This window comes from Luteimonas suaedae (assembly GCF_008312895.1).
In the GTDB taxonomy this organism is placed as follows: Bacteria; Pseudomonadota; Gammaproteobacteria; order Xanthomonadales; family Xanthomonadaceae; genus Luteimonas; species Luteimonas suaedae.
The window spans coordinates 26,246-42,848 of record NZ_VSSP01000014.1; the positions used below are offsets into that span (position 1 = coordinate 26,246).

At 68.7% G+C, this 16,603-nt stretch carries 14 protein-coding genes; 10 read left to right on the top strand and 4 right to left on the bottom strand.

Features of this window, described 5'->3' with window-relative positions; genetic code table 11:
* Positions 1-57: 57 nt before the first annotated feature.
* Positions 58-786 (bottom strand): ribonuclease PH, encoded by a 729-nt coding sequence (gene rph, locus FXO19_RS16650; RefSeq protein WP_149196241.1) that lies wholly within the window; start codon positions 784-786, stop codon positions 58-60.
* A gap of 158 nt (positions 787-944) precedes the next feature.
* Here rph and FXO19_RS16655 point away from each other — a divergent pair, with 158 nt between their 5' ends.
* From FXO19_RS16655 to recG, 6 genes are all read left to right on the top strand, one after another.
* Entirely contained in the window at positions 945-1,805 is an 861-nt protein-coding gene (locus FXO19_RS16655) for a YicC/YloC family endoribonuclease (RefSeq protein WP_149196242.1), read from the top strand.
* A 118-nt stretch (positions 1,806-1,923) separates the two neighbouring features.
* A complete protein-coding gene (gmk, locus tag FXO19_RS16660) occupies positions 1,924-2,547 on the top strand; it encodes a guanylate kinase (protein ID WP_149196243.1) in 624 nt (207 codons plus the stop codon).
* 197 nt (positions 2,548-2,744) lie between these two features.
* Positions 2,745-3,047: a DNA-directed RNA polymerase subunit omega gene (rpoZ, locus tag FXO19_RS16665; protein WP_149196244.1), complete on the top strand. Its 303-nt coding sequence runs from the start codon at positions 2,745-2,747 to the stop codon at positions 3,045-3,047.
* Positions 3,048-3,312: 265 nt separating this feature from the next.
* A complete protein-coding gene (locus FXO19_RS16670; protein WP_149196245.1) occupies positions 3,313-5,493 on the top strand; it encodes a RelA/SpoT family protein in 2,181 nt (726 codons plus the stop codon).
* Positions 5,494-5,703: 210 nt separating this feature from the next.
* Complete coding sequence (locus tag FXO19_RS16675) at positions 5,704-6,087, top strand: Rid family detoxifying hydrolase (RefSeq protein WP_149196246.1); 384 nt, start codon at positions 5,704-5,706, stop codon at positions 6,085-6,087.
* Positions 6,088-6,172: 85 nt separating this feature from the next.
* Positions 6,173-8,332 (top strand): ATP-dependent DNA helicase RecG, encoded by a 2,160-nt coding sequence (gene recG / locus FXO19_RS16680; RefSeq protein ID WP_149196247.1) that lies wholly within the window; start codon positions 6,173-6,175, stop codon positions 8,330-8,332.
* Here recG and FXO19_RS16685 read toward each other — a convergent pair.
* Positions 8,317-8,727, bottom strand: coding sequence for a hypothetical protein (locus tag FXO19_RS16685; RefSeq protein ID WP_149196248.1), 411 nt, complete (start codon positions 8,725-8,727; stop codon positions 8,317-8,319). The genes recG and FXO19_RS16685 overlap by 16 nt on opposite strands.
* 460 nt (positions 8,728-9,187) lie before the next feature.
* Here FXO19_RS16685 and FXO19_RS16690 point away from each other — a divergent pair, with 460 nt between their 5' ends.
* From FXO19_RS16690 to FXO19_RS16705, 4 genes are all read left to right on the top strand, one after another.
* Positions 9,188-9,943, top strand: a complete 756-nt coding sequence (locus tag FXO19_RS16690; RefSeq protein WP_255516478.1) for a response regulator — start codon at positions 9,188-9,190, stop codon at positions 9,941-9,943.
* Positions 9,944-10,049: 106 nt separating this feature from the next.
* Entirely contained in the window at positions 10,050-10,985 is a 936-nt protein-coding gene (locus FXO19_RS16695; RefSeq protein WP_149196249.1) for a nucleoside hydrolase, read from the top strand.
* Between the two features lie 77 nt (positions 10,986-11,062).
* Positions 11,063-11,311, top strand: coding sequence for a type B 50S ribosomal protein L31 (locus FXO19_RS16700; RefSeq protein WP_149196250.1), 249 nt, complete (start codon positions 11,063-11,065; stop codon positions 11,309-11,311).
* A gap of 304 nt (positions 11,312-11,615) precedes the next feature.
* Positions 11,616-12,905, top strand: a complete 1,290-nt coding sequence (locus tag FXO19_RS16705) for a citrate synthase (protein ID WP_149196251.1) — start codon at positions 11,616-11,618, stop codon at positions 12,903-12,905.
* 81 nt (positions 12,906-12,986) lie between these two features.
* Here the strand turns inward: FXO19_RS16705 and FXO19_RS16710 are convergent, their stop codons facing one another.
* Positions 12,987-13,634: a hypothetical protein gene (locus FXO19_RS16710; RefSeq protein ID WP_149196252.1), complete on the bottom strand. Its 648-nt coding sequence runs from the start codon at positions 13,632-13,634 to the stop codon at positions 12,987-12,989.
* A 278-nt stretch (positions 13,635-13,912) separates the two neighbouring features.
* Entirely contained in the window at positions 13,913-16,435 is a 2,523-nt protein-coding gene (locus FXO19_RS16715) for a penicillin-binding protein 1A (RefSeq protein ID WP_149196253.1), read from the bottom strand.
* Positions 16,436-16,603 lie beyond the last annotated feature (168 nt).

Here is a 16,603-nt window from a genome sequence, read left to right on the forward strand (position 1 = left end):
GCCGGGTTTGGTCGTTCGTTGCATCACTGCCCCCGCTTGAGTTCGCGACGGAACACGCTAGCGCGCCAGCGCCTCGCGCTGCTTCGCGATCAGCGTGGCGATGCCGGTCTCGGCGAGCGCGGTGAGGGCATTGAGTTCGTCGCGGCGGAAGGCATGTCCCTCGGCGGTGCCCTGCAGTTCGATGAAGCCGCCGCCATCGTTCATGACCACGTTCATGTCGGTGTCGCAGTCGCTGTCCTCGGCGTAGTCGAGGTCGAGCACCGGCACGCCGCGATAGATGCCGACGGAGACCGCCGCGACCGCGCCGAACACCGGGTCGCGGGTGATCTCGCGGCGCGCCGACAGCCAGCGTACGGCGTCTACCAGGGCCACGTAGGCCCCGGTGATCGCTGCGGTGCGGGTGCCGCCGTCGGCCTGCAGCACGTCGCAGTCGAGGGTAATGGTGCGCTCGCCGAGCAGCTTGCGGTCGACGCAGGCGCGCAGCGAGCGGCCGATCAGGCGCTGGATCTCGAGCGTGCGGCCGCCCTGCTTGCCACGTGCGGCTTCGCGATCGCTGCGGGTGTGGGTGGCGCGCGGCAGCATGCCGTACTCCGCGGTCACCCAGCCCTCGCCCTTGCCGCGCAGGAATGCCGGCACCCGGTTCTCGACGCTGGCGGTGCACAGCACCTGTGTTTGGCCGAAACTCACCAGCACCGAGCCCTCGGCGTGCACGGTATGACCGCGTTCGATGCCGATCTCGCGCAACTGGTCGGGCGCGCGGCCGCTGGGACGGGAGAAGGAGGACATGCACGGCACCAGTTTCGGGCGACAAAGTCTAACAGCCCGACGCCTCCGGCCTTCCACGGGGCAGCCTTGCGGCGCCCGCTGTTGCCGATCCCGCTTCGCGAATCTCGAATCCCGGCTTCAATGGCATACTGCCCGCCCGTCCAGTTGCCCGGATCCGCATGATCAGAAGCATGACCGCCTACGCCTCGGGCGAGCGCTCGACGCCGTGGGGCACGCTCGGCTGCGAATTGCGCGCGGTCAATCATCGCTTCCTGGAACTGGGCGTGCGGGTGCCCGAGGAACTGCGCGCCTTCGAACCGCTGCTGCGCGAGGGTGTCGCCGCCAAGGTGTCGCGCGGCAAGCTCGACCTGGTGCTGCGGCTGCGGCCGGCCGAGGGCGTGGACGCGCTGCAGGTGAACGAGGCGATGCTCGACCAGCTCGCCGCGCTGGCGGACACCTTCGACGCGCGCCTGCCCAACCTGCGGACCGAGTTCACCGAGTTGCTGCAGTTCCCCGGGGTGCTGCAGTCCAAGTCCGCCGATCCTGCGGCCATGCAGGCGGAGGTGCTCGCCTTGCTGGACGAAGTGATGACGGCATTCATCGCCGCGCGCGAGCGCGAGGGCGGCAAGCTGGTCGCGGGGATCCTCGAGCGCGTGGACGGCATCGCCCGTCTCGCCGGTGAGGTGCGCGACATGATGCCGGCGATCCGCGAGGGCCAGCGTGCGCGGCTCGACGCGCGCATCGCCGATCTGGCGCAGCCGCTCGATCCTGGGCGCCTGGAGCAGGAGCTGGTGCTGTGGCTGCAGAAGCTCGATGTCGACGAGGAGCTCGACCGGCTCGACAGCCATATCGACGAGATCCGCCGCGTGCTCACGCAGCGAGAGCCGGTCGGCCGGCGGCTGGACTTCCTGCTGCAGGAGTTCAACCGCGAGGCCAATACGCTCGGTTCGAAATCGGTGGACCGGCGCACGTCGCAGGCCGCGGTCGATTTGAAGGTGCTGATCGACCAGGTCCGCGAGCAGGTGCAGAACCTGGAGTAGCCGGGATTCGTGATTCGTGATTGGTGATTCGCAAAAGCGGTACGATTCCGGCTGCCGCGCCGTCCCGGGACGAAAGCCTTTGCCAATCACCAATCACGAATCACCAATCACGGCACCCATGCGCGGAACCCTCTACATCGTCGCGGCGCCCTCCGGTGCCGGCAAGTCGAGCATCGTGAACGCGTGCCTGGCGCGCGACCGCGGCATCTGCCTGTCGATCTCCTTCACCTCGCGGCCGCCGCGCCCGGGCGAGCGCCATGCCGAGCACTACCATTTCATCGCCGCCGACGAATTCCAGCGCATGATCGCGGCGGGGGACTTCTTCGAGTACGCGCAGGTACACGGCGACTGGAAGGGCACGGCGAAGCAGTCGGTCGAACCGCAACTGGCGGCCGGGCGCGACGTGCTGCTGGAGATCGACTGGCAGGGCGCGCGCCAGGTGCGGGAACGGGTGCCCGACGCGGTGAGCATCTTCATCTTGCCGCCGTCGCGTGCGGCGCTGGAGGAGCGCATGCGCAAGCGCGGCCAGGACAGCGAGGAAGTCATGCGCCAGCGCCTGGCGGCGGCGCGCGAGGAGATGTCGCACCACGACGAGTTCGACTACGTGATCGTCAACGAGGATTTCGCCAACGCGGTCGACGAGATGTGTGCGATCTTCATCGCCAGCCGCCTGCGGCATCGGCAGCAGGCCGAGCGGCACGCGGCATTGATCGAGGCCTTGCTGGGCGAGCTGACGCGCTGAGCAGACCCGCAGTCGGCAGCTGCTGCGTCGGCGAGCCCCCAATCCAACCGGCCTCGGAAGGTACCACTGCTACGCGGGCATTGCGCTAACTAGCTGATTTATAAGGACTGGACTTGCGCAAAGGCAGGCGTGCGGCTATAGTTCTTGGTCCTCTTCATCAACGATTCGCGCGACCTGCCGGTCGCCGGGAGTTCCGTATGGCCCGCATCACCGTGGAAGACTGCCTGGACGTGGTCGACAACCGTTTCGAACTGGTCATGATGGCCGCCAAGCGTGCCCGCCAGCTGGCCAACGGCGTGGAGCCGCAGCTGGACAACGGCGAGCACGACGACAAGCCGACCGTGATGGCGTTGCGCGAGATCGCCGCGCGCAGCATCGACAACGACTATATCGAGGCCGTCGACAAGGCCGAGCGCGAGCGCAAGGAGCGCGAGGCGCTGGAGTGGGCCGCCGCCGAGGTGGTCGCCGACGACGACCTGTCCAAGGGCGACGATCTGTAAGCTCGGGATTCGAAAATGGGGAATCGGGAATAGGAAAGCGGTCCTGCGCGATCCTTCCGCCTGCCCCTTCGACGCCGCGTACACCTGCAACGGCTCCGCTCAGCGGGGCCGTTGCCGTTTGCGAGCCGCGTCCTCCGCGCTTGCAATCTTTCGTTTCCGTTTCGGCGCGACGAGATGCCGGCGACGGATCGAAGCGTGCCGCCGCCGCATTCACGATTCTCCATTCCCTATTCCCCATTCCGGGCCTTCGCTTTAGGCTCCCCAAATGAGTCCTGCCGAAACCGCCAAGCCGCTCGGCCCCGTGCCCGCAGACGATGCGGTGCCCGAGTACATGCTTGCGCTGGAGCAGGCGGCGGAGTACCTGCCGGCCGAGCAGCGCAGGATATTACGCCGGGCCTGGGCGGTCGGTGCGGCCGCCCACGCCGGCCAGACCCGCAAGTCGGGCGAGCCGTACATCACCCATCCGGTGGCCGTCGCGCGGGTGCTGGCCGAGCAGAAGGTCGACCTGGAAACCCTGGTCGCGGCGATCCTGCACGACACCATCGAGGACACCCCGCTGACGCGCGAGGCGCTGGCGGGCGAGTTCGGCGAAGCGGTGGCCGAGCTGGTCGAGGGCGTCACCAAGCTGGACAAGCTGCATTTCGGCAGCCGTCAGGAGGCGGCGGCCGAGAGCTTTCGCAAGATGATGCTGGCGATGGCGCGCGACCTGCGCGTGATCCTGATCAAGTTGGGCGATCGCCTGCACAACATGCGCACGCTCGGCGCGCAGACGCCGGAAGCGCGTGAGCGCATCGCCCGCGAGACGCTGGAGGTCTACGCGCCGATCGCGCAGCGGCTGGGCATGAACCTGATCAAGGCCGAGCTGCAGGACCTCGGCTTCCGCGCGCTGCGCCCGATGCGGCACGCGGTGCTGCAGAAGCGGATCCGCGCGCAGCCGCTGGTGCGGCGCGAGGCGCTGGCCAAGATCGAGGCGCAACTGGCGCAGCGGTTGACCAACGAAGGATTGCAGTACCGTCTGGTCGGACGGGTGAAATCGCCGTGGAGCATCTACAACAAGATGCAGCACGAGGGCAAGACCTTCGACCAGGTGATGGACGTGTTCGGCTTCCGCATCATCGTGCGCTCGGTGGCCGAGTGTTACCACGCGTTGGGCGTGGCGCATTCGGTCTACAAGCCGCTGGACGGGCGCTTCCGCGACTTCATCGCCATCCCCAAGGCCAACGGCTACCAGTCGCTGCACACCGTGCTGTTCGGGCCGTACGGCTCGCCGATCGAGGTGCAGATCCGCACCGAGGAGATGGACCTGATCGCCGAGCGCGGCATCGCCGCGCACTGGGCCTACAAGCACGGCGGCAGCCCGACCAGCGCGCAGACGCGGGCGCATTCGTGGCTGTCGAACCTGCTGGAGTCGCAGCGCTCCACCGGCTCCTCGCTCGAGTTCCTGGAGAACGTCAAGGTCGACCTGTTCCCGGACGAGGTCTACCTGTTCACGCCCAAGGGCGACATCCTGGCGCTGCCGCGCAACGCCACCGCGCTCGACTTCGCCTACGCGGTGCATACCGACGTCGGCAACCACGCCGTGGCCGCGCGCGTGGACCGCAAGCTGGTGCCGCTGCGCACCAAGCTGGCCAGCGGCCAGCAGGCCGAGGCGATCACCGCGAAGTCGGCGGCGCCGAAGCCGCAGTGGCTGGAGTTCGTGGTCACCAGCAAGGCGCGCACCGCGATCCGCCAGCAGCTCAAGCATCTCGAGCACGAAGATGCGGTGCAGCTCGGCCATCGCATGCTCGACCGGTCGCTGGAAGACATCGACAGCTCGCTGGAGCGGCTACCGGCCGAACGGCTCGAGGCCTATCTGGCCGAATTCCGCTACCGGCGCCTGGAAGAGCTGCTCGCCGACATCGCGCTCGGCAACAGGATGCCGGCGCAGGTGGCGCAATCGTTGGCGCGGCACGGCACCGGATCGGGCGTGGAGGGCGGCCGCGACGCCGGCGATCCGTCGCGGTCCGGCGACCGGATCCTGATCACCGGCAACGAGCGCGGCGTGATCACCTTCGCCAACTGCTGCCTGCCGATCCCCGGCGACGAGATCATGGGCTATCACACGGCCGGCAAGGGCATCGTGGTGCATCGCATGGAGTGCCCGAACGTCGCCGACTACCGCAAGTCGCCCGAGCGCTGGGTGTCGATCGGCTGGGACCGCGAGGTCGCGGGCGACTACAACGTGGCACTGCGGATCGAGGTGGAGAATCGTCCGGGCGTGCTCGCCCAGGTGGCGGCCGCGATCGCGCAGGCGGAGTCGAACATCGACGGTGTGGACTACCTCGAACGCGACAGCAACATCGCCGCGATCCGGTTCTCGATCGAGGTCCGCAACCGCAAGCACCTGGCTGACGTGATCCGCCGCTGCCGGCGTTTGGGCGTGGTGCATGGGGTGCAGCGGCTTTAAGAGCCGGGATTGGGGATTGGGGATTGGGGATTGGGGATTGGGGATTGGGGATTGGGGATTAGGGATTAGGGATTAGGGATTAGGGATTAGGGATTTGGAGGGGCGCGGAAGCTCCAGGCCGTCATCCCGGCGCATGCCGGGGTCCAGTGCCGTTGCCGCCGCTACAATCCAACCTTCCGCGACCATCTTCGCGTTTTCCAGGAGCCCGCCATGCCCCGCAATCCCGTCAGCACCGACCGCGCCCCCGCCGCCATCGGGCCGTACTCGCAGGCCGCGCGCGTCGCCGACACCGTGTTCCTGTCCGGACAGATCGCGCTCGATCCCGAAAGCGGCGAACTGGTCGCCGGCGGCATCGAGGCACAGGCGCGGCGCGCCTTCGCGAATCTCGAGGCGGTCTGCGCCGCCGCCGGCGGCTCGCTCGACGACGTGGCGCGGGTCGGGCTGTATCTCACTGACCTGGGCGAGTTTTCCGTGGTCAACGCGATCATGGCGGAGGTGTTCGCGGAGCCGTATCCAGCGCGTTCCACCATCGAGGTGTCGGCGCTGCCGCGTGGCGCGGTGTTCGAGGTCGACGCGGTGATGGTGCTGCGCTGACGCTGAAGCGCGTGGGCGTCGCGCCGGGGCTGTTTTCCGGCGCCGCAGGGGTTGCCTTCGCCCGCGTTCACGGCATGCTTGAACGATGCCGGCTTCCCGCCCCAAATCCGCCGATCCCGCCAATCCCGCGCACATGCCGCTCTCGACGCTGGCCGGCGTCGGTGCGCGGACCGCGGAAAAGCTGGCCGCGCGCGGGCTGTTGACGCTGCAGGACCTGTGGCTGCAGCTGCCGCGACAGTACGAGGACCGCACCCGGCTCGCGCCGATCCGCGGCCTGCAGCCCGGAATGCCGGTCCAGGTGGAAGGCGTGGTGGAGGCGGTCGAACGCGGCTTCCGCTACCGGCCGTCGCTGCGGGTCGCGCTCGGTGACGATTCCCGGGCGACGCTGGTGCTGCGGTTCTTCCACTTCCGCGCAGCGCAGGTCGCGCAGTTCCAGGTCGGCGCCCGGGTCCGTTGCTACGGCACGCCGCGCCCGGGCCAGCACGGACTGGAGATGGTGCATCCGACCTATCGCCTGCTTGGCGACGACGAGCAGCCGGGACTCGGAGAGCGCCTGGATCCGGTCTATCCGCAGATCGAGGGCGTCGGCGCCGCGACGATGCGCCGCCTGATCCGGCAGGCGCTCGAACGGCTCCCGGACGACGACACGCTGGAGCTGTTGCCGAAAGCGGTGCTGCATGAGCGGCGCCTGCCTTCGCTGCGCGCCGCCCTGTTGACCGTACACCACCCGCCGCCCGATGCCGACGTCGCCGCGCTGCTGGCAGGGACGCATCCGGCGCAGCGGCGCCTGGTGTTGGAGGAATTGCTCGCCCATCACCTGAGCCTGCGGCGTCAGCGCATCGCGCTGCAGCGCCATGTCGCGCCGACCTTCGCCACGGCCGGTGCCCTGGCCGACCGCCTGCGCGCGGCGTTGCCGTTCGCGCTCACCAACGCGCAGCAGCGCGTGCTCGACCAGCTCGTGCACGACCTGCGGCAACCGGTACCGATGCTGCGACTGGTGCAGGGAGACGTCGGCAGCGGCAAGACCGTCGTCGCCGCGCTGGCGGCGCTGCTGGCGGTCGAGTCCGGCGCACAGGTGGCATTGATGGCGCCGACCGAGCTGCTGGCCGAGCAGCACCTGGCGAGCTTTCTTGCATGGCTGGAGCCGCTCGAGGTACGGGTCGGCTGGCTGGCGGGCAAGGTGGCGGGCAAGGCACGCATGCAGGCGCGGGCCGCCATCGCGGACGGCACGCTGCAGGTCGTTGTCGGCACGCATGCGTTGATGCAGGAAGGGGTGGCGTTCCGCAACCTCGGGCTGGTGATCGTCGACGAGCAGCATCGGTTCGGCGTGCATCAGCGGTTGGCGTTGCGCGACAAGGGCACCGAAGGCGGACGCGTGCCGCATCAACTGGTGATGACCGCCACGCCGATCCCGCGCACGCTGGCGATGACGGCCTATGCCGATCTCGATGTCTCCGCGATCGACGAGCTGCCGCCGGGGCGCACCCCGGTGCGAACGGTGGTGTTGAGCGCGCAGCGACGGCCGGAACTGATCGAACGCATCCGTGGCGCCTGCGCCGAGGGGCGCCAGGCGTACTGGGTCTGCACCCTGATCGAAGAGGACAGCGACAAGCCGGGCGAAGCCGGGTCGGCTGCCGGCGGCAGGGCGCGCGCAGAGGTCGTGGCGCAGGCGGCGCAGGGCACGTTCGAGGCGCTCTGCGCCGCCTTGCCGGAGTTGCGCGTCGGCCTGGTGCACGGGCGGATGAAGGCCGCCGACAAACAGCAGGCAATGCGTCGCTTCAAGGACGGCGAGATCGACCTGCTGGTGGCGACGACGGTGATAGAGGTCGGCGTCGACGTTCCGAACGCATCGTTGATGATCGTCGAGAACGCCGAGCGCCTCGGCCTGTCGCAGCTGCACCAATTACGCGGGCGGGTCGGGCGCGGCAGCGCCGAGTCCAGTTGCGTGCTGCTGTACCAGCCGCCGCTGTCGCAGACGGCGCGGCAGCGCCTGGCGACGATGCGCGAGACCAACGACGGCTTCGTGATCGCGGAAAAGGACCTCGAGTTGCGCGGCCCGGGCGAACTGCTCGGTACCCGGCAAACCGGGCTGGCCGCGTTCCGCGTCGCCGATCTTGCCCGCGATGCCGACCTGCTGCCGGTGGTGCACGGCATCGGCGATCGCCTGTTGCACGAGGCACCCGCGGTCGCCGATCGCCTGATCGAGCGCTGGATCGGTGGCGCCGCGCGCTATGCGGCGGCGTGATCCGGGACGGCCGGCTGACATGTCCGCGGCAAGATGGCGTCGCGCTTCCGGTCGTCGATAGCGTCGATCGCAGCAAACGCTTCTCCGACAGGACAGGTGTCCAGGCGTTCGAGCAACGCATCGAGCCTTGCGGCGAAGCCCAGGATCGCCGCGGGCTCCGCCTTGTCATCCTCGGCGCGCAGTGCGGCCAGCAACGTCCGGCCGTCGTCGATCAGCGGCGATCGACCCAGCGCGGCGAGGCCGCCGAGCATGCGATGCAGCCGATTCGCGGCAGCGGCGCGATCGGTCAGTCGCAGGCAGCGGCGGAGTTCGACGAGGTCGGCGCGGGTCACGTCCACCAGCAGCGTGACCGCGGCCGCAGCCGCTTGTCGGGTGCCGAAGATATCCAGAATCAAGTGCGGATCCGGATACCTGTTCATCGTGCCGGTCCGGCGTAGCCATGCGCGGGCAAGCATCTCGCTCGACCGGTGCCAGCGGCTCCGTACCGGTCCGCGCGCCGACCCGGTGCGAACCGGGCGGATGGTGACTGACCGAAGACCATGAGACCGGGTGCCGATCGTGTCGCGGCCGCGGCGATGCGTTGGCAGAGGCTGGCGAACTGGATCATGCAGTCATCCTCGTGCCGATCACGGCTGTGATCTGTGTCGGCTTGTCCGGTGTAGGCAGTTTCTCCGCGCGGCTCAGCGATGGCCATCACAGTTCGCTGTTGTGTCCGGATGTGCGGCAGCGCGCGAGGGACGAGCGGTGCCCGGCCAACGCCCAATAAGGAGGCGCACGTCCGATTCCGGCAAGGCGCCGCGCGGCAGGACGAAGCGATGTTGCGGCAGAGGTTACGCGTACTGGTTCATCGAAACGATGCCGTTGTGGTTGCGATCACCGAAGTGCCTTGCCGTGGCACGTGCATCTCGCGTATTAATCTGGTGGCGCAGCCATTGGAAGGCTGTGCGTGACGGGGAAGACATGTTTAAAGCGTTGAGGATATGCCTCGCCGACGATCATCCCGTCGTGCTCGCAGGCATTCGGGCACAGCTTGAGAGATTCATGTCTGAAGTGGAGATCGTCGCCGAAGCCAGGGACGGCCGGGCGTTGCTGGCGTTGTTGGCGCAGGATCCGGGCTGCGACGTCGTGATCACCGATTTCTCGATGCCGACCAGCAACGAGCGGGGGTGCGATGGCATTCCGCTGCTGCAGGCGCTGCGGCGGCAGTGGCCGTCGCTGCGCATCGTGGTGCTGACCATGATCGAGAATCCCGCTCTGTTGCAGGCGATGCTCGATATCGGCATCCATGGATTGGTGGACAAGGCGTCGCCGATCGAGGAGTTGCAGCGGGCGGTGCGGAGTGCGGTCGACGGGCGCCGGTACGTCAGCCAGGAGCTGCGCAATCGCTTGCAGGCCGACGCGCAGGTGGAGGGGACGGGGAGGCTGTCGCCGCACGAGGCGGAGGTGGTGCGGCTGTTCGTGCACGGATTGACGGTGACCGCGATCGCCGAGCGGCTGTCGCGCAGCGTCAAGACCATCAGCCGCCAGAAGAACGACGCGATGCGCAAGCTCGGCGTGGACAACCACAGCCAGCTCTATGCATATGCGCGCGAGCATGGCCTGGCGCCCTGAATCGAGGAACGAGTGGAGAGGGACGGGGAAAGAGTGAAGAAGGACCGCCGCAGCCCGCGATGTTCAATCGGGATACTCGTTCCTCGCTCCTGAGCCATAATGGCGCATGGATGACCGCACCCCCCTGCTCATCGATACCGATCCCGGTGTCGATGACGCCCTCGCGCTGTTGACCGCATTCAACGCTCCGGCATACCGGGTGGTCGGCCTGACCGTCGCCGCCGGCAACGTCGGCCTCCAGCACACCGTGGCCAACGCGCTCAAGTTGACGGAGGTCTGCGGCATCGACGTGCCCGTGTACGCGGGAGCGGCGGCGCCATTGCTGCACCCGGCGCGGGACGCGGCCTACGTGCACGGCCGCGACGGCTTCGGCGACATCGGCTACGCGCCGTCCCGGCGGCAGGCCGAATCCGAGCACGCCGCGCTGGCGATCCTGCGCCTGTCGCACGCCCACGCCGGCCGCCTGCTGCTGGTGGCGCTGGGGCCGCTGACCAACCTGGCGCTGGCCCTGAAGCTCGACCCGACCCTGCCGCAGCGCGTCGCGCGCCTCGTGGTGATGGGTGGGGCGGTCACCGCACACGGCAACGTCACTCCGGCCGCGGAATTCAACATCGCCTTCGATCCCGAGGCCGCGCGGATCGTCTTCGAGGGGTTCCCGCGTTTCGACCTGGCCGACTGGGAGGCGGTGATCGCGCACGGGTTCCCGCACGTGGAGGCGGAACGCTGGCTGCAGGCCGATTCGCCGCGGGCGAGCTTCTACGAGGCGATCTCCCGGCAGACCCGGCTGTGGTCGGCCGACCGCCGTGGCGACCTGTGGCATTCCGCCGACGCGCTGGCGATGGCGTGGGCGCTCGAGCCGGACGGCGCCTTGGAGACCGTGGAGCGCCCGGTGGTCGTGGAGCTGGAGGGTCGCCATACCCGCGGCGCCACCGTGGTCGACTGGCTGCGGCAGGAGGGCGCCCCGGACAACGCCCGGATCCTGATGCGCTACGACCAGGCGCGCTTCCAGGACCTGATCCGGGCGGCGCTCGCCGCCGGCTGAGCCCGCCGTGACAGTCCATTGCGGCCGGCGGCGGCGGCGGCTATAATGCTCGGCTTCCCGCAATTTCCGGTGCCGCCATGAAGGCCGAGATCCACCCCGACTACCGCGAAGTCGTGTTCCAGGACGTGACTTCCGATTTCAGGTTCCTCACCCGTTCCACCCTCGCCAGCTCCGCCAAGGAGACGGTGAAGTGGGAGGATGGCAACGAGTACCCGCTGATCAAGATCGAAGTCTCGTCGGCCTCGCACCCGTTCTACACCGGCCAGAACAAGATCATGGATACCAGCGGCCGCGTCGACAAGTTCCGCAAGCGCTACGCCAAGTAGAGCGCGCGATACCCGCGTGGCCCTGCGCTGCGGCACCGGGCTTCGGCCGCGATGTCCTCGCCGCAGGTCATGCGACGCCATCGAGCGACGTCGATATCGCGCGTATGACGCGTTCCTACGGGACCCGCCCTGACGGCCGCCTTCGGGCGGCCGTTGTCGTTGGCGCGCGCGGTAGCGACCGGGGCGAGGGCCGCCTTGTGCGATAATTCGGCTTCCCGCGGCCGCGCCGCGGCTTCTCCCACGATTCACCCGCGTCGCCGTGGCCCAGCGCCATGGACGACGCCGATCCTGAAAGGAGTGTGCTGTGTCGGATCTTGACCAGGTCACGCTGGATGCCGGCGACACGTCGGTCACGTTGCCGGTGCTCACCGGAACGCTCGGCAACCCCTGCATCGATATCGCCAGGCTGCCGAAAGAAACCGGTTGCTTCACCTACGATTCCGGCTTCACCGCCACGGCGTCGTGCAAGTCCGCGATCACCTATATCGACGGCGACGCCGGCGTGCTGCTGTACCGCGGCTACCCGATCGACCAGCTGGCCGAGAAGTCCAGCTTCCTGGAGGTCGCCTACCTGCTGATCAACGGCGAACTGCCCGATGCGAAGCAGTTCGAGGCCTTCAACCACGAAGTCACGCATCACACGATGATGCACGAGGCGCTGAAGAGCTTCCTCAACGGCTTCCGCCACGATGCGCACCCGATGGCGATGCTGTGCGGCTCGGTCGCCTCGATGTCGGCGTTCTACCACGACACCCTGGACCTCAACGATCCGGAACAGCGGCGCATGGCTGCGGTCCGCCTGATTGCCAAGGTGCCGACGATCGCGGCGGCCGCCTACCGCTATTCGATCGGCTGGCCGATCCGCTATCCGCGCAACAATCTCGACTACGTCTCGCGGTTCCTGCACCTGATGTTCGAGGTGCCGAGCGAGCCGCTGGAGATGAACCCGGTGGTGGCCAAGGCGCTGGACCTGCTGTTTATCCTGCATGCCGACCACGAGCAGAACGCCTCGACCTCGACCGTGCGCCTGGTCGGCTCCACCGGTGCCAATCCCTACGCCTGCGTCTCCGCCGGGATCGCCGCGCTGTGGGGGCCGGCGCACGGCGGCGCCAACGAGGCGGTGCTGAAGATGCTCGAGGAGATCGGCACCCCGGACAAGGTGGAAAGCGCGATCGCCAGGGCCAAGGACAAGGAGTCCGGTTTCCGCCTGATGGGCTTCGGCCACCGCGTCTACAAGAACTTCGATCCGCGCGCCAAGATCATCCGCGAGATGACCCACAAGGTGCTGGGCGAGCTCGGCGTCAACGATCCGCTGCTCGAGGTGGCGTTGAAGCTGGAGGAGGCCGCGCTCAAGGACGATTACTTCGTGCAGCGCAAGCTGTATCCGAACGTCGACTTCTACAGCGGCCTCATCTACAAGGCGCTGAAGATCCCGACCGAGATGTTCACGGTGATGTTCGCGATCGCGCGTACCGCCGGCTGGGTGGCGCACTGGCTGGAGCAGCAGACCGATCCGGAAGCCAAGATCGGCCGTCCGCGGCAGATCTACACCGGCGCCGACACCCGCGACTACGTGGCGGTCGACCGCCGCTAGCTGGACGGTCCGGGTCACCGGTGCGGTGGTCCGGGCCGCGGAAACGCCCCGCTTCGCGCGGGGCGTTTGTCGTTGGTGCGGTCAGTCGCGCCCCTGGTGGCCGGCGATCTCCTCTTCCGTCAACAGCTGCCGCAGCTGCGCGGCGGAGGCGCGCGCCATTGGCTTCTCGTCGACGCTGGACAGCGGCGCCTGCCGCAGTGCCAGCCTGGGGAGCACGGTCAGGTCGAAGGCCAGGTCTTCCGCGCTGAAAACCCAGACCGGGAAGTCGCCCTCGCGCGTGCGGTCGAGGCGGAGGCGGCGGCTGCGCGCATCGGCCGGGATGTCGTGCTCTTCGAGAAATCGAGGCACGGCGTCGGGATCGTCGCTGTAGAGCTGCAGGGCGACCGGCGAATTGGCGTCGGCGGTGCCGTCGAGCACCGGGCCGACCAGCCGCGCATCGAACGGCGCGAAGAAATCGAGTGCGCGCAGCGCGGCCTCGCGCCGGACGCGCAGCGCGTCGGCCTGCGCCTCGCCGAGGAACAGCCGCTGGTATTCGCGCAGCGCGTCCTCGATCTCGCGGTTGCGGGGCAGCGAGGCGTCGTCGTGGATCCCGAGCCGGTCGGCGGCCTTGAGCTTGGCCTGATGGAAATCGCGGATACCGCCCTCGGCCATCATCTTCGCCGCTTCGTGGGCGAGCCGGCGGCGGCGTTCGCGGGTGCGGGTCTCGGCATGCTGGCGGGCGCGGTGCATGGCAACTCCCGGTCGAGGCCTGACGGCGACTGTAGCGCAGTGCGCCGGGAATGGTCATCCGGACCAGCCGGTGACGAGTCAGGCGGACGATCCGGGGCCCTTGGCAGGGCGCGGAAAGGCGCCATTCCCGCAAAAGCTCAAGAGCGCTTCACGGCAGGGGCTGGTCATCCCCTGGAGATTGCCGTCGAGGGCAAAGTCCATGGATCCCCGCCTTCGCGGGGATGACGGCAAGGACGACAGCCTTTCCTGAATCCCAGCCTTGCTCGAGGCCCCGGCCCTCAAAAGATGTCGAACGCTTCCTCGCTCGGAATCGAGTCGTCGTAGCCGTCGTCCATCGCGCTCGCCATGCGCTCCAGGTCCTCGACCTTGACGTATTCGGTGATGCCGCCGGAGCCGCTGGGCAGCAGCCTGCCGCTGGCGCTCACCGACACCTCGACCATCCCGTCGGGCGGATCGTGCGGCATCGGCGGCTGGCCTTCGAGCGCGACCCGCATGTAGTCGATCCAGATCGGCAGCGCGGCGCGGCCGCCGTACTCGCGATAGCCGAGCGAGCGGTTGTCGTCGCGGCCGACCCACACCGTGGTCGCCAGATTGCCGCCGAAGCCGGAGAACCAGGCGTCGCGGTGGTCATTGGTGGAGCCGGTCTTGCCGCCCACGTCCTCGCGCTCGAGCACGCGCGCGGCGGCGCCGGTGCCGCGGCGGACCACGTCGCGCATCATCGACACCAGCTGCCAGGCGACGCGTTCGTCGATCGCGCGTGGGGCCTGTTCCATCTCTAGATCGATGACGATCCGGTCGGGGTCGTCCTCGGTCCGGTCCTGCTCGGGTTCCGGCTCCGGCTCGGGCGCGGGCGGCGCGGCCGGGCCCAGGTCGAAGCCGTCGACGACATGCGAGCGCGCTGCCTGCCGCCCCGGCGTACCGCCCGCGCCGCAGCCGCGGCAGGCGACGGCCGGGGTTTCCTTGAAGATCACCTCGCCGTCGCGGTCGCGGACTTCGTCGATGAACCACGGGGTGACGCGGAAGCCGCCATTGGCGAAGACGGCGTAGCCACGTGCGATATCCAGCGGCGTCAGCGACGGGGTGCCGAGCGAGATCGACAGGTTCGGCGGCAGCTCGGCCTCGTCGAAGCCGAAATGGCTGATGTAGCGGCGCGCGTAGTCCACGCCGATGGCGTCGAGCAGGCGCACCGACACCAGGTTGCGCGAGCGCACCAGCGCTTCGCGCAGCCGCATCGGGCCGGCGAATTTGCCGTCGTCGTTCTGCGGGCGCCAGTCCTGGCCGCGGCGCATGCGGAACACCACCGGCGCGTCGAGCACGATCGAGGCCGGGTTGAAGCCGCGCTCGAACGCGGCGGCGTAGATGAACGGCTTGAAGCTGGAGCCCGGCTGGCGCCGCGCCTGGACGGCGCGGTTGAATTTCTGCCCGGCGAAGCTGAAGCCGCCGACTAGGGCGCGCAGGGCGCCGGTGTCGTACTCCAGCGACACCAGGGCCGACTGCGCGCGCGGCAGCTGCTCGAGCCGGTAGCTGACCGCCGGTTCGGCCGCGTCGTCGTCGCTCTCCTCGCCCTCGGACCCGGTGCGGGCCTCTACGACGCGGCGGATGCGGATCAGATCGCCGCGTTCGGCCAGCGCCGAGGGTGCGCGCTTGGTCCAGCGGCTGGCCGTGGCGTCCAGGGTCACCGTGCTGCCGTCGCCCAGCACGGCGTCGACGGTGCCGTCGCCGCTGCGCAGCACGATCGCCGGCAGCATGCCGGACTGCGCCGGGATCCCGCGCAGGCGGGTCGCGGCGGTGGCGGCGTCCTCGTCGGCGGCCAGCTCGAACGTCTGCTCGGCCCCGCTCCAGCCATGGCGATGGTCGTAGACGAGAAGCCCGTCGCGCACCGCCTGGTCGGCGGCGATCTGGAAGATCGGGTCGATGGTGGTGACGACGTGATAGCCCTTGGTCAGCACGTCGCCGCCATAGCGGGCGATCATCTCCTGCCGCACCATTTCGGCCACGAACGGCGCATAGACCTCGACCGGGCGTTCGTGCGGCTTGGCGTGCATGTCCGCCGCCTGGCCGGTGCGCTCCTGGGCGGTGTCGATGAAGCTGAGCTCGCGCATGCGCTGCAGCACGTAGTCGCGGCGGATGCGCGCACGTTCGGGGTTGGTGACCGGGTTGCCGCTGGAGGGGAACTTGGGGATCGAGGCCAGGGTGGCGACTTCGTCCAGGCTCAGCTGGTCGAGCGGCTTGCCGTAGTAGAACTCCGCGGCCGCGGCGATGCCATAGGCGCGATTGCCGAAAAAGCTCCGGTTCAGGTACAGCTCAAAGATCTCGTCCTTGCTCAGCTCCCGCTCCATCTTCATCGCCAGCAGCATCTCGGCCAGCTTGCGGGTGTAGCTGTACTCGGAACTGAGGAAGAACTGGCGCGCCACCTGCTGGGTGATGGTGGAGCCGCCCGGTACGCGGCGGTCGTCGGTGGTGGCCAACAGCCAGATTGCCCGCGCCACGCCCCGGTAGTCGACGCCGTGGTGCTCGTAGAAGCGGTTGTCCTCGATGGCGATGAAGGCCTGCTTCACCGCCTCCGGGACCTCCTCGATCCGGACCGGGTAGCGCCGGATCTCGCCGAACAGGGCCATCAGGCGGCCGTCGCGGGCGTAGACGTACATCGGCTCCTGCAGCTCGACGGTGCGCAGGCTCTGCACGTCCGGCAGGCGCGCCGAGACCACGAAGTAGAGGGTGCCGGCAGCGAGCACTCCCAGCAGGCCCAGGCCCAGGACCGCGATCAGGAGCCAGCGCAACAGGCGTCGGAAGGTGGACATGGGTGGGGGTTCCGGCTGGAGTGCGTCACAATTGTCGTGGTCGCGGAGTATAGAGGAGAGCGGACCTTGGCCCGGGTGGTCCCGATCTGACGTTCAGTCGGAGGGGCGAACAGCGCACTGCCGCACGGTTCCGGTATGTCGGCGGTTGCCAAGGGGTGAAAAGTCCGT

What these genes read in the sequence shown, in the direction of transcription:
- FXO19_RS16700 (WP_149196250.1), top strand. Translation starts at nt 11,063, where the DNA reads ATGAAGGCCGAGATCCACCCCGACTACCGCGAAGTCGTGTTCCAGGAC.
- FXO19_RS16710 (WP_149196252.1), bottom strand. Translation starts at nt 13,634, where the DNA reads ATGCACCGCGCCCGCCAGCATGCCGAGACCCGCACCCGCGAACGCCGC.
- FXO19_RS16675 (WP_149196246.1), top strand. Translation starts at nt 5,704, where the DNA reads ATGCCCCGCAATCCCGTCAGCACCGACCGCGCCCCCGCCGCCATCGGG.
- FXO19_RS16695 (WP_149196249.1), top strand. Translation starts at nt 10,050, where the DNA reads ATGGATGACCGCACCCCCCTGCTCATCGATACCGATCCCGGTGTCGAT.
- FXO19_RS16670 (WP_149196245.1), top strand. Translation starts at nt 3,313, where the DNA reads ATGAGTCCTGCCGAAACCGCCAAGCCGCTCGGCCCCGTGCCCGCAGAC.
- FXO19_RS16690 (WP_255516478.1), top strand. Translation starts at nt 9,188, where the DNA reads ATGCCGTTGTGGTTGCGATCACCGAAGTGCCTTGCCGTGGCACGTGCA.
- gmk (WP_149196243.1), top strand. Translation starts at nt 1,924, where the DNA reads ATGCGCGGAACCCTCTACATCGTCGCGGCGCCCTCCGGTGCCGGCAAG.
- rpoZ (WP_149196244.1), top strand. Translation starts at nt 2,745, where the DNA reads ATGGCCCGCATCACCGTGGAAGACTGCCTGGACGTGGTCGACAACCGT.
- recG (WP_149196247.1), top strand. Translation starts at nt 6,173, where the DNA reads ATGCCGGCTTCCCGCCCCAAATCCGCCGATCCCGCCAATCCCGCGCAC.
- FXO19_RS16715 (WP_149196253.1), bottom strand. Translation starts at nt 16,435, where the DNA reads ATGTCCACCTTCCGACGCCTGTTGCGCTGGCTCCTGATCGCGGTCCTG.
- FXO19_RS16655 (WP_149196242.1), top strand. Translation starts at nt 945, where the DNA reads ATGATCAGAAGCATGACCGCCTACGCCTCGGGCGAGCGCTCGACGCCG.
- rph (WP_149196241.1), bottom strand. Translation starts at nt 786, where the DNA reads ATGTCCTCCTTCTCCCGTCCCAGCGGCCGCGCGCCCGACCAGTTGCGC.